At 46.7% G+C, this 11,382-nt stretch carries 13 protein-coding genes; 4 read left to right on the top strand and 9 right to left on the bottom strand.

The window, feature by feature from the left end; all coding sequences use genetic code 11:
• Positions 1 to 176: 176 nt before the first annotated feature.
• The 5 genes from Q1A23_RS18880 to Q1A23_RS18860 form a co-directional block, all read right to left on the bottom strand.
• On the bottom strand, positions 177 to 785 hold the full coding sequence (locus Q1A23_RS18880) for a sterol desaturase family protein (protein ID WP_299826335.1): 609 nt from the start codon (positions 783 to 785) through the stop codon (positions 177 to 179).
• Positions 786 to 885: 100 nt separating this feature from the next.
• Positions 886 to 1,395 carry a shikimate kinase gene (locus Q1A23_RS18875; protein ID WP_299826333.1) on the bottom strand — a complete coding sequence of 170 codons (510 nt, stop codon included), beginning with the start codon at positions 1,393 to 1,395 and terminating at the stop codon, positions 886 to 888.
• Between the two features lie 105 nt (positions 1,396 to 1,500).
• A complete protein-coding gene (locus Q1A23_RS18870) occupies positions 1,501 to 2,562 on the bottom strand; it encodes an ABC transporter permease (RefSeq protein WP_299826331.1) in 1,062 nt (353 codons plus the stop codon).
• Between the two features lie 108 nt (positions 2,563 to 2,670).
• Positions 2,671 to 3,762: a BT_3928 family protein gene (locus tag Q1A23_RS18865; protein ID WP_299826330.1), complete on the bottom strand. Its 1,092-nt coding sequence runs from the start codon at positions 3,760 to 3,762 to the stop codon at positions 2,671 to 2,673.
• 274 nt (positions 3,763 to 4,036) lie between these two features.
• The gene (locus tag Q1A23_RS18860; RefSeq protein WP_299826328.1) at positions 4,037 to 4,591 is read right to left on the bottom strand and encodes a DUF1599 domain-containing protein; all 555 of its coding nucleotides are present in this window, start codon (positions 4,589 to 4,591) and stop codon (positions 4,037 to 4,039) included.
• A gap of 34 nt (positions 4,592 to 4,625) precedes the next feature.
• Between Q1A23_RS18860 and folP the strand changes: the two genes are divergently transcribed.
• Together folP and cdaA are read left to right on the top strand one after the other, a co-directional pair.
• A complete protein-coding gene (gene folP / locus Q1A23_RS18855; RefSeq protein WP_299826326.1) occupies positions 4,626 to 5,492 on the top strand; it encodes a dihydropteroate synthase in 867 nt (288 codons plus the stop codon).
• Positions 5,489 to 6,337, top strand: coding sequence for a diadenylate cyclase CdaA (gene cdaA, locus Q1A23_RS18850; RefSeq protein ID WP_299826324.1), 849 nt, complete (start codon positions 5,489 to 5,491; stop codon positions 6,335 to 6,337). Before folP ends, cdaA begins: the two co-directional genes overlap by 4 nt.
• Before the next feature lie 35 nt (positions 6,338 to 6,372).
• Here the strand turns inward: cdaA and Q1A23_RS18845 are convergent, their stop codons facing one another.
• From Q1A23_RS18845 to Q1A23_RS18830, 4 genes are all read right to left on the bottom strand, one after another.
• Positions 6,373 to 6,576 (bottom strand): hypothetical protein, encoded by a 204-nt coding sequence (locus tag Q1A23_RS18845; RefSeq protein WP_299826322.1) that lies wholly within the window; start codon positions 6,574 to 6,576, stop codon positions 6,373 to 6,375.
• Between the two features lie 14 nt (positions 6,577 to 6,590).
• On the bottom strand, positions 6,591 to 6,878 hold the full coding sequence (locus Q1A23_RS18840; protein ID WP_299826321.1) for a hypothetical protein: 288 nt from the start codon (positions 6,876 to 6,878) through the stop codon (positions 6,591 to 6,593).
• Positions 6,879 to 6,967: 89 nt separating this feature from the next.
• Positions 6,968 to 8,164 (bottom strand): glycine C-acetyltransferase, encoded by a 1,197-nt coding sequence (gene kbl, locus Q1A23_RS18835; RefSeq protein WP_299826319.1) that lies wholly within the window; start codon positions 8,162 to 8,164, stop codon positions 6,968 to 6,970.
• 61 nt (positions 8,165 to 8,225) lie between these two features.
• On the bottom strand, positions 8,226 to 9,347 hold the full coding sequence (locus Q1A23_RS18830; protein ID WP_299826317.1) for a hypothetical protein: 1,122 nt from the start codon (positions 9,345 to 9,347) through the stop codon (positions 8,226 to 8,228).
• 503 nt (positions 9,348 to 9,850) lie between these two features.
• On the opposite strand from Q1A23_RS18830, the gene Q1A23_RS18825 reads away from it, so the two are divergent.
• Both Q1A23_RS18825 and Q1A23_RS18820 read left to right on the top strand, forming a co-directional pair.
• Positions 9,851 to 10,837, top strand: coding sequence for an NAD-dependent epimerase/dehydratase family protein (locus Q1A23_RS18825; RefSeq protein WP_299826315.1), 987 nt, complete (start codon positions 9,851 to 9,853; stop codon positions 10,835 to 10,837).
• Positions 10,838 to 11,043: 206 nt separating this feature from the next.
• Positions 11,044 to 11,361, top strand: a complete 318-nt coding sequence (locus Q1A23_RS18820) for a thioredoxin family protein (protein WP_299826313.1) — start codon at positions 11,044 to 11,046, stop codon at positions 11,359 to 11,361.
• The last annotated feature ends 21 nt before the right edge of the window (positions 11,362 to 11,382 follow it).

Here is an 11,382-nt window from a genome sequence, read left to right as displayed (position 1 = left end):
ATATGTTTCAAATTATATTTAAAAATTTTAATATAATTTTTTAGAAAAATTATCCTATCACATAACCATGAAAATCAACCGTTTACTTAAAATGCGTTGCCAGCCCATTTTTATGGATATGTTAAAGCACAAAAAAAGGAGCCCTTTAGAGGCTCCTTTTCTTATGCGCTTATCTGCTACTTGCTTCTTTTGGGCATAGTCCCTAAAATATAATCCCACAGCGGCGACGAAACACCGTATGCTACTTCAGGGTCTTTGTAATGGTGAATACTGTGATGGATCCAGAGCTGCTTCAGAAAGTTTTTAGGCGGCGCATAGGCATGCACCACATAATGCACAAACAGGTACATGGCATAGCCAAACAGTACACCAGCCACAACACCAAAAACATACTGCCCAAATATTACCTCGAATATAAAAAAGAACATGGTGGCATAAAGTATACTTACCACAGGCGGCATTGCCAGGCGCTTCTTATCTTTCGGGAACTCGTGATGGTTGCCATGAAACAAATACTGCACCCGTGACTTAAAAGGCGTGTCGGTATCCATGTGGAACACGTAGCGATGCGCCAAGTACTCGATCAGCGTAAATATCAGCCATCCCAAAAAGAAGAAACCAACTGCTTGTACCAGGTTTATGAAGCTGTGCATCAAACCATAGTATAATAAACCTACGGCTATGATGATGAAAATAGATATGGGAAGGGCAATGTGTGTCCTTGTCAGCTTTTCAAGAAACGGGTTCTCGAAAAGCTGAGCTTGTCCTTTGTGATTAGGTTTCATAGTTAAATTTTGCTGAACGTATTAATACTGCAAAACTATTCAATTTTTGAAAAACTGTACAACTGCCAGAGCTATACAAATTAATAACGCGACTGCTACACTATGGTTTAGCCAGCAACAGCGCTACTTGCGAAGCAGTAATAGTATCTCCTTTTAGCTTATACTTTGCCTGCTCATAAAACTGATTTCTGTGCGCTAAGGTTTTGCGCAGATAGGAATTAATTTCTCCTTCATTTTTACCGGCCAGTAGTGGCCTCAGCTCCAGGTTTGTAGCCATAAGTCTCTTGGTGATGCTTTCGGGAGGGGTATCCAGAAAAACCGTTATGCCGTGGCTGTTCATGTGATTGATGTTATCGAAGAAGCAGGGAGTGCCTCCGCCTGTGGCAACCACAGCATTATTGTGTTGATGCACTACAGCCTCCAGGGCAGCCCGTTCCTGCCGCCTGAACGCTTCCTCGCCTTGCTCCTCAAAAATGGCTGCAATGCTTTTCCGCTCTTGCTGTTCTACCCACGCATCAAGATCCACGAAAGTATAACCCAGCCGCTGCGCCAATTGCCTGCCCAAAGTGGATTTACCGCTTCCCATCATACCGAGTAAAAAGATGAGCATGTTCCTAGTTTTAAATTAAAGGTTTGACTTCATGAATGTGAGGCGTACAAACTGGAGCAGCTTCAATAACCATACTGTTCCAACTTAACTTTTATACTTATTGTATCACCCTAACTTTACTCGTGGGTCGAGGGCAGCATAAAGCAAGTCTACAAGTATGTTGATGAGGATGAACAGGAACGCGACAAACAGCGTGGAGCCCATTACCAACGGAAAGTCCAGATTTTGAACAGCCTGGAGCGTTACAGAGCCTAATCCCTTCCAGTTAAAGATATACTCAATAAAAAAGGCGCCTGCCATAAGCGAGGCCAACCAACCCGATACAGCCGTAACAACCGGGTTTAAGGCATTCTTAAGCGCATGACCTGCAACTACCTTATACTTGCTCAGGCCCTTGGCGCGTGCTGTCCGGATATAATCCTGAGACATCACATCTAGCATAGAGCTGCGGGTAAGCTGCACCACAATGGCCAACGGGCGAATACCCAGGGCAATGGCTGGCAGCAGCAGGTTGCGCAGCATCAGCTTCTTGCCCTCAAAAGCATCTATCTCGTAAAGTTGTCCGGTTAAACTAAGGCCTGTCCAGTTGCTCCAGTAAAAGCCAAAAGTTATCGCTATAAGTATGGCGGCTACAAAAGAAGGCACCGAAATACCCAGCACCGAAGTTGTAACCAGCGTATGATCAAGTATGCTGTGGGGTTTAAGGGACGCGAGCACACCGAAAAGTATACCGAATACCGTGGCAATAAGCATGGCCGCAGCAGCCAGCCATAGCGTCCCCGAAAAATGATCGGCAAGTATATCTGTCACATTTTTGTTGCTCTGGAAAGAACGGCGCAAGTATGGGGTTTTCCACACCAGCACATCCTCCCCAAAATCTGCCAGTTTGCTATACTCATACTTGGCTTGGTTTGCCTCTGTATCCTCGTGCACCGACACCGGCGATACATCGTTCAGGTAAAAGAGCAACTGCAAGGGCATCGGTTTGTCTAAGCCCAGTTCTTTGGTAATTGCCTCGCGGGTGCTCAGGTCGGAGCGCTGCCCAGCCAACATGGCCACCGGGTCGCCGGGCAACACGTTAAACAGGAAAAATATCGCTACAAGCACGCCCAGCATAATTAACAAGCCATGCCCTAACCGGCCAAGTATAAATCCTATTAGCTTCATTGCTGATCTTATTGCTCGTTAATTATTGTTTAGTTTGATAACATTGGCGCATGCTGCAACCCCGATCCTAAAATGGCCATGGCTGTTGCTGCACCCATCAGTTACCATTTACAGCAACTCTTTTACCTCATTTATACTTGGCGTGTCATTGTAGTGCCATTTGCCTTTTACAGTACCATCTTGCAGTAACATGGTGCCCGGGTTAGAGCGCATAATGGTTTTGATAACGGTACCATCGCCAAAGAAGTATGGAACGGCCAGGTTTACCTCGTGCCTGAACTCCTCGAATTGCTGGCTGCTGCTGCTGGTTACTACCATGGGGGTTATTCCTTGCGCCTCTGCTGCCTGCACCAACTGGTTTATTTCTTTAAAGGAATCGCGGTCTGCTTTGGCTGTGTTTTGCACGAAAATAAGCAGTTTGGTACCGGTTAATACTTCCTGTGTAAAGTCGCCCTGCTCGTTCCAAACGTTAAAGTCGGTAATTTTCGGGCCATCCTCCGGGTTAATGGCTACCATTTGCTTAAAAGTGTAGCTTTGGTCGGTTGGGTACTCTTCAAACTCCTGCTCTTCGCCGTTCTTAACCATTATATACTTATAGCGCAGTTGTGCCGAAGGCTTCATTAGTGTTGGGATGTTATTGCCTACTTTATAAGCACGGAAATCGATGTATGGCAGGTGCTCGTAAGCATACCAGCCAATGCCTACCGAAAGTATGGCTGTAAGAGCTGTGGCAATGGCTCCGGCTTTCTGGCTGATAAACGGCTGCAGGTAACGCTGCGTCATCAACAAAATCACGATCATCACCAGCAGCACGATGTCTTTTGTAAACGACTCCCAAGGGGTAAGTTTAATCGCATCGCCAAAGCAGCCGCAGTCTGTTACCTTGTTAAAGTATGCCGAGTAAAATGTAAGGAAGGTGAAAAACACGATCATCACCAGCAGGGCAACCAGTACCTGCTTTAGCTTCCAGCGCACTAGCAAGGCTACGCCCAAAACTATCTCTGCCGCACTCAAAAAGATAGACAAAAACAGCGAGTATGGCTCAAAGGCTTTAAAGAAAGGAGCAATGTCTGTAGAAAACACTTCAAAATACTCCTCCAGCTTAATGGCAGTCCCAACCGGGTCGTTTATCTTAATCAAGCCCGAAAAGATGAACAGTACACCTACAAAAAGCCAGCAAAATTTGCTTATATATTTCATATTGAATGTGAAAATTTGAGCGTTTTAAAGTTAATCAAGACCGGGCCCAATTACCCCTGCCCCCTGCCTTGCCCAAGGTGGGGGATTTACTTACTACTTCTTCTGAACTACCCTATACCTTCACTTCTCTTCTGCCATCCTGAAAGGATCTTGTTAGAAGGGATGTTAAGCAGAAGCCACAGAGCTTACACTTTTGCCAGAGTAACAACAGAACTCCCCGCCTTGGGCAAGGCAGGGGTTAGGGGCAGATGTACACCCCCACGCCATACTTTGCTTACTTCACAGGCGCTACAAACCCCGACTTGATGAGCGCAAAAACAGCGTAGTTAATCATATCGCGGTAGTTAGCGTCTACCCCTTCTGATATAAGCGTCTGGCCTTCGTTGTCTTCTATCTGCTTGGTGCGGTACAGCTTCATAAGTATGATATCAGTAATGGAGCTTACACGCATGTCGCGCCACGCCTCGCCGTAATCATGGTTTTTGGCGGTTAGCAGCTTTATGTTTTCCTCAATGTGGTGCGTGTATTCGCGCTCAACCTCCTCAGCTGACAAACTTAAGGGCGCATCGGCTGGCAGGTTTAATTGCATCAGGGCTATCACGCAGTAATTTATAATGCCTACAAACTCCCCATTGATATCATCCTCTACCAGTTGCTTGCCCTTTTCCTGTATCGAGCGGATGCGCTGCGCCTTGATAAAAATCTGATCTGTAATGGAAGGCAACCGCAATACGCGCCAGGCAGTACCGTAGTCTTTGGTTTTCTTTACAAAAGTATCTTTGCAGCGGTTTACAACGCTATTATATTCCTGGAGTGTTTGACTAATCAACTTTTTAGCTTTAATTTTATAACGATAGACTAAAATGCCACCATTGAATTCGAAAGATAAGCTTTTTCAAAAAAAAAGCACACTTAACTGCCGCGGAAATATCCTCTCGCTGCGTACGCCGCAGGTAATGGGCATTCTAAATCTAACCCCTGATTCTTTTTACCCAAATAGCAGGCTAACCTCTACAGCAGAGGCCGTAAAACGAGCCGAGGCAATGCTTGCCGACGGGGCCGATATACTTGATATTGGCGGTTACTCAAGTCGCCCGGGTGCAGCCGATGTGTCGGAGCAGGAAGAGCTGGACCGCGTGATCCCTGCCATAGAGGCCATCCATGCTGCTTTTCCCGAAGCCATCATCTCAATAGACACTTTCAGGGCTGGAGTGGCCGAGGGAGCAATAAACGCAGGGGCAGCTATCGTAAACGATATTTCTGGTGGCAGCCTGGACGAGGAGATGTTCCGGACGGTGGCAAAGCTGCAGGTGCCCTACATCTTAATGCACATGCGCGGAACGCCGCAAACCATGGCTACGTTGACTAAGTATAACGATCTGGTTATCGATGTGCTGGATGAGCTACAAGAGCAACTGGCAAAGCTCGCGAAGCTTGGCGTAAAAGATATTATACTTGACCCTGGCTTTGGATTTGCCAAAACTACCGATCAAAATTTCGAATTGCTGCGCCGTATGGATGAATTCCGTATCTTAGGGCTTCCTGTACTTGCCGGCATGTCGCGCAAGTCCATGGTATACAAATCGTTAGATATTGAGCAAACCGATGCCCTTACCGGCACAATAGTAGTTAACACGATTGCGTTGATGAAAGGCGCCGACATTTTGCGCGTGCACGACGTAAAAGAGACAAAACAGACAATACAACTTTACACGAAAACATTACTTTGATATTTTTATTCAGCATAGGTTTTTTAGAAATAGAGCTGCTCGATATAATCGACATCTTGCTCGTGACGGTGCTTTTGTACCAGTTGTACAAGCTCCTGACGGGCAGCGTGGCGCTTAAGATATTCCTGGGCCTGCTTTCTATCTACCTGCTGTACCTGGTGGTGCGTGCCGCTGGCATGGAGCTGCTTAGCATTATACTTGGCCAGTTTATGGGCGTAGGCGTACTGGCGGCCATCATACTTTTCCAGCCCGAAATCCGGCGTTTTCTGCTGCTTATCGGTAAAACCACCGCTTTTAATAATGATCGCTTTTTCCGTGGTTTTCCGTGGCGGCGCGAGCAGGGCGACAAGCTTAGCCTTACCCCCTTTATAGAGGCAGCCAAATCGCTGGCAGGCAAAAATACGGGTGCCCTGATCGTGTTCACCAAAAGCTCTGAGCTAAAGTATTACGCCGAGTCCGGCGACTTGATTGATGCCGTTATTTCGAAGCGATTACTTGTATCCATCTTTAACAAAAACAGCCCGCTGCACGATGGTGCTGTCATTATATCGGGCAACAGAATAAAAGCGGCCCGTTGTATTTTACCAGTTTCCGAAAACCAGGAGATACCTGCGTCTATGGGCCTTCGTCACCGCGCGGCTATTGGCCTAACAGAGATAACAGATAGCATAGTACTAGTAGTATCAGAAGAAACTGGTCAGATTGCCCTGGTGCGCAACGGCGAAGTATACCGCAACCTTTCTTCTTCGGACTTGCGTGTTAAGCTCAACCAATTCCTGTTCGATACAGACCAACGTGCTGCAGCAACTCCTGCTGCCCCCGAAAAATCGGTAAGCGCGGCTTAGCAAAGTATAAAACTGATAAGTATACTGCAGGTAGTTTATACTTTTCTGCTTCGCCAATAGTACCAGTAAGTAATTAAGCCGAGCACGGGCAAAATCCAAAGCAATACCATCCAGTTAAGGCGCTGCGTTAGCGTATAATCTGTTTTAAGGATAAGGTGAAAAATACTCAGAAACACCAGTAGGTAGTTGGCAAGTATAAGCACAACCAGGAAGGGATATTGGCTAAAAAGGTATTCCATGTGGCAAGAGTGTTCTAAAACAATATTTCGCTAACAAACCAGATCAAATACAGCAAAGCCGGCGCAATAAATAAAAGTATATTCCCCAGATTTACACGCGTCCATTGCGGGTTTAGCAGCATACTTATATAAGCCTCTGCAGATAAAAGTATAGAAAAGTAAAACGTGATCTGCAGCAAAGTATAAACGATGTTTACCTCACCACGCATACCCGCCGTTGCATAAGCCAGAAACGAGATAACCAGCCACGACAACACCGTGCCTACTATCAGCTGCCCTGGTTTTATCTTGATGTTGTTCATATTGCTCCCTTTGAAGTTGCGACAATATACAAAAAATAAAGCCACTCCCTTACCGGAAGTGGCCTTTGTGCTAGTACAAAGTATAAACCTTATTTGATCACACCAAGCTCTCTACCAACCTCTGTAAAAGCTTCTATACACTTATCCAAATGTACTCTATCATGCACAGCAGATATTTGCACACGGATGCGCGCCTGGCCTTTTGGCACCACCGGATAGTAGAAGCCAATCACATAAATGCCTTTATCCAACATGCGGGCAGCAAACTCCTGTGCCAGCGGCGCATCATACAGCATTACCGGTACAATGGGGTGGTCACCGGGCTTGATATCAAAACCTGCGGCGGTGATCTGCTCACGGAAATACTTGGTGTTCCACTCCAGTTTGTCGCGTAGTTCTGTGGTAGAGCTCAGCAGATCCAGCACGGCAATAGAGGCACCAACAATAGACGGAGCCAACGAGTTGGAGAACAAGTATGGGCGCGAACGTTGGCGCAGCATATCAATAATTTCTTTATGGCCGGAAGTAAACCCCCCCATGGCACCGCCAAGTGCTTTACCCAGCGTACCAGTAATAATATCAACTTTGCCCATTACGTTGCGGTACTCGTGCGTACCACGACCTGTTTTGCCAAGGAAGCCCGTTGAGTGCGAATCATCTACCATCAGCACAGCATCATACTTTTCGGCCAGTTCCGCGATCTTATCTAGCTGGGCAATGGTGCCATCCATCGAGAAAGAGCCGTCTGTTACAATTACACGGTGTTTTGTATTTGCGTTTACAGCTTCCTGCAGCTTCGCCTCCAGGTCGGCCATATCGTTGTGGTTGTAGCGGAAGCGCTGCGCTTTGCACAAACGTACGCCATCTATGATAGAAGCATGGTTCAATGCATCAGAAATGATAGCAGAGTCGGTATCGAAAAGCGGTTCAAATACACCACCGTTCGCATCAAAAGCAGCCGCATATAGTATGGTGTCTTCTGTGCCCAGGAACTCAGAAATCTTACGCTCCAGCTCTTTGTGAATGTCCTGTGTTCCGCAGATAAAACGCACAGAGCTCATACCATAGCCATGCGTATCGATGGCCTCTTTGGCTGCCTCTATCACTTTTGGGTGCGCGGACAGGCCAAGGTAGTTGTTGGCGCAGAAATTAAGCACATGTGGCTGTTGCGTTGTATCAATATCAGCGCCCTGCGGCGTGGTAATAATGCGCTCTTTTTTAAACAATCCAGCCTCCTGTATCTCGGCAAGCTGCTGCTCTAAATCTTTTTTTAAACTCTCGTACATAGTTTCGTTTGTTCTTATCCGTTATCGTTATTCGGTTTAATGCAAGTATAAGTATGGCTGCTTAAACACCTGTTGCCTCTCCGCCTTCATCTGCTTTGGGTGGTGGCCTGCGAATGATTGGCCGTGGCCGCGGTGGCTTTGGTTTAGCTTCTTCGTCAGCTGCAGTCGCTGGTTTTTCTGCTGCCGGTGATGCTTCTGGTTTATCAGTAGCCTCTGCCGGTGGCGGAGTTGGCCTTTTTATAACCGGCCGTGGCCGTGGTGTAACCGGCTTCTGCTCTACTGGCTGTACTGCGGGCGTTTCTGCTGCTGGTGTACTGCTCCCGCCTTGCGTAGCTTCGGTTTCTGGCTTTTGCAGGGGTACCGGCCGCTTTATTGCAGGCCGTGGCCGGGCAGTAGCAGGCTTTGGAGCTTCGTCTGTGTTTGGTGCGGTGTTTGGTTCTTCTGCTTTAACCGGAGGTTGTTCCTCGGTTGGCTGCTGCAAAGCTGTTGGCCTTTTAATGACAGGCCGCGGCCTTGGAGCGGCAGGCATTATACTTTCTTCTGATGCTGTTTTTTTTGCAGCAGCTGGTTCTTCTGGCTTCTGCAGCGCAGCCGGTCGTTTTATAACAGGGCGAGGGCGTGCTGGTTTGGGTTCTTCGCTGGCACCTGGCGCCGCTATACTACCTCCCTCCATACCTGGCTTTATTGGGCCTGCCTCTGAAGTTGGCTTTGTTTGGCTTTCTCCTGCAACTGGCTTGCTAATAACAGGCCGTTTAATTACAGGCCTTGGCTTAGTTGATGGCTCCTGTTCTGTTGTTGGTGTTCCGGCTGCTTCATCTTCTTTTTTAGGTAAAGCAGTTGGCCTTCGTATTACAGGTTTGGGCTTAGGGGCAGCAGTATCTGCAGCAGATGTTTCCTGTGGAACAGCAGGTTGCGCTTTTTCAGCATGACTTGCAGCTGGTGCAACCGCTCTTCTGGCAGCTGGCCTTGGTGCTGCAGTAGCAGGCGCTGCCTTTGGAACGTCTTCTTCGGCCAGGTGGTAGCGCAAACGCACATTGTTTAGCTGCATCTTAACAGCCACTAAAAAACTGTTCGGGTGCATTTGGGCATACATAGCCTCCCAGGCCGCAAAGCGAACAGGGTCTCCAGCCTTGAAAGCTGACTTATTTATTCGTTTTTTTATCAGGTATTCTTCGTAAGTCATTTTTTGCCTTGCTTGCAGCCACTATCGCAAAGTTACGGGGTTCGCATCCAAAAGTAGCTTTTTGCACTTAAAATGCCACTCACGTTTAAACAAATATAAGAAAATCCGACACTCAAAACGGCTACACGTTATTTATACTTTAACCTTTGGTTATCTCTTAGTTAAATCTACCCATACCTGTTTCGGGCCCGCAAAAGCCGGTTTACCTTTGTGCCAAGGTTAGTAATAGGTTAGTTTAGATGAATGAGTAAAAGGGGGAGTTGCCTGCAACTCCCCCTTTATTTACTGCTGGAAAACCTTATCTGATTAAACCCAAAAAGCTTAGCAGCATGGCGCTATTGTTTGATGCCTTACCTGCAGCTCTGTTTCGGTTTATACTTTAAACCGACTTTCCCATAATTTATTCCCTGTACTTTCTGATAACTCCCTGCCATTGTTGGTGCTTATACTTTTAGTATTGCATTGAATTCGGTTACTTTGTGCAACAAATTTTTAATTTATCTATGGCAAACACAACTGACACGGTATTGGTGATAGGTGCCTGCGGGCAACTTGGTTCTGAGCTTACTTTGGAGCTGCGTAATATGTATGGAGGAGCAAATGTTGTAGCGGCAGATATTGCAGCACCAAAACAGACTGACTTGCGTGACTCAGGCCCGTTTGAGAAGATCGACGTGCTTAACACCAAGCAAATGGGAGAGTTAGCCTCAAAGTATAAATTCAAGCAGATTTACCACCTGGCAGCAGTTTTATCGGCAACAGGAGAGAAAAACCCAAAATTTGCCTGGCAACTAAACATGGACGGTCTGTTTAACGTGCTGGACCTTGCCCTGGAGCAAAAGGTAGAGCGCGTATATTGGCCTAGTTCAATTGCTGTTTTTGGACCGAACACACCACGCCAAAACACGCCGCAACATACTATCATGGACCCCAACACGGTTTATGGCATCAGCAAGCAAGCCGGTGAGCGTTGGTGCGAATACTATTTCGAGAAGTATGGCCTTGATGTGCGCAGCCTGCGTTACCCTGGCCTGATCGGTTATAAAGCCCTGCCAGGTGGCGGCACCACCGATTATGCTGTAGATATTTACCATAAAGCCCTGGAAGATGCAAAGTTTGAATGCTTCCTGAGCGAAGACACGTACCTGCCGATGATGTACATGCCGGATGCACTTAAATCAACGATTGATTTAATGCACGCGCCGGCAGAGCAGGTAAAAGTGCGCAGCTCTTATAACCTGAGCGCTATGAGCTTTTCGCCAAAAGAGATTGCAGCTTCCATCCAAAAGCACATACCTGAGTTCGAAATTACTTACAAGCCAGATTCACGCCAGCAGATAGCCGACTCTTGGCCGCAAAGTATAGACGACAGCGCCGCACAACAAGACTGGAACTGGAAACCAGCTTACGATCTGGATGCCATGACAGCTGACATGCTTCTAAACCTTAAAAAAATGAAGCAGCAGGAACAGTCGGTTGATGGCAAATAGCAGAACATAACCAAAAGTATAAACTAAGAAGGCGGTGCAAAAACACCGCCTTCTTAGTTTATACTCATCCAGAAAGTGTACAAAAACTGAAGCTTAAACGCTACCACGCCGTATGACTGTTAAATGTATGTAAAAGAACTTTGCATACAATTTTGGGTTGTATGCTAAAGCTGCACCTATTAACAAGTATTAGTAAAGTATAATTTATGGATATTCTGGAGTCTGATGACAAGCATTTAAGGCAATTAATTTTTGAAAAACCGAGGGTGATCGTAAAGTTTATAGATGAGTCCTGCCCGGTATGTGAGCAGCTTGCCCCGACTTTTGAGAAACTTGCAAACGACACTACTTACAGCGATATAACCTTTGTGCGCATGCACGCCAACCAGAACCCCGTTTCGAGCCAGGAAGTTAAGCTTAAAGGCACTCCCTTCTTTGCCACATACTTGAATGGCACTCTTCAGGAGTGCGGCTTGTTGTCTTCTGAAATGGAGATAAGACAAATGCTGCAAAAGCTTAAATAGCTACTCCACAAAAATTGCAGC

Source organism: uncultured Pontibacter sp. (assembly GCF_947492645.1).
In the GTDB taxonomy this organism is placed as follows: Bacteria; Bacteroidota; Bacteroidia; order Cytophagales; family Hymenobacteraceae; genus Pontibacter.
This window is presented reverse-complemented; position numbering and strand designations above follow the sequence as displayed.

Bases quoted from the DNA above. Each gene is read 5' to 3' on its own strand.
- folP (WP_299826326.1), top strand. From the start codon at position 4,626: ATGCCACCATTGAATTCGAAAGATAAGCTTTTTCAAAAAAAAAGCACA.
- Q1A23_RS18870 (WP_299826331.1), bottom strand. From the start codon at position 2,562: ATGAAGCTAATAGGATTTATACTTGGCCGGTTAGGGCATGGCTTGTTA.
- Q1A23_RS18820 (WP_299826313.1), top strand. From the start codon at position 11,044: ATGGATATTCTGGAGTCTGATGACAAGCATTTAAGGCAATTAATTTTT.
- kbl (WP_299826319.1), bottom strand. From the start codon at position 8,164: ATGTACGAGAGTTTAAAAAAAGATTTAGAGCAGCAGCTTGCCGAGATA.
- Q1A23_RS18840 (WP_299826321.1), bottom strand. From the start codon at position 6,878: ATGAACAACATCAAGATAAAACCAGGGCAGCTGATAGTAGGCACGGTG.
- Q1A23_RS18845 (WP_299826322.1), bottom strand. From the start codon at position 6,576: ATGGAATACCTTTTTAGCCAATATCCCTTCCTGGTTGTGCTTATACTT.
- Q1A23_RS18825 (WP_299826315.1), top strand. From the start codon at position 9,851: ATGGCAAACACAACTGACACGGTATTGGTGATAGGTGCCTGCGGGCAA.
- Q1A23_RS18880 (WP_299826335.1), bottom strand. From the start codon at position 785: ATGAAACCTAATCACAAAGGACAAGCTCAGCTTTTCGAGAACCCGTTT.
- Q1A23_RS18865 (WP_299826330.1), bottom strand. From the start codon at position 3,762: ATGAAATATATAAGCAAATTTTGCTGGCTTTTTGTAGGTGTACTGTTC.
- Q1A23_RS18830 (WP_299826317.1), bottom strand. From the start codon at position 9,347: ATGACTTACGAAGAATACCTGATAAAAAAACGAATAAATAAGTCAGCT.
- Q1A23_RS18875 (WP_299826333.1), bottom strand. From the start codon at position 1,395: ATGCTCATCTTTTTACTCGGTATGATGGGAAGCGGTAAATCCACTTTG.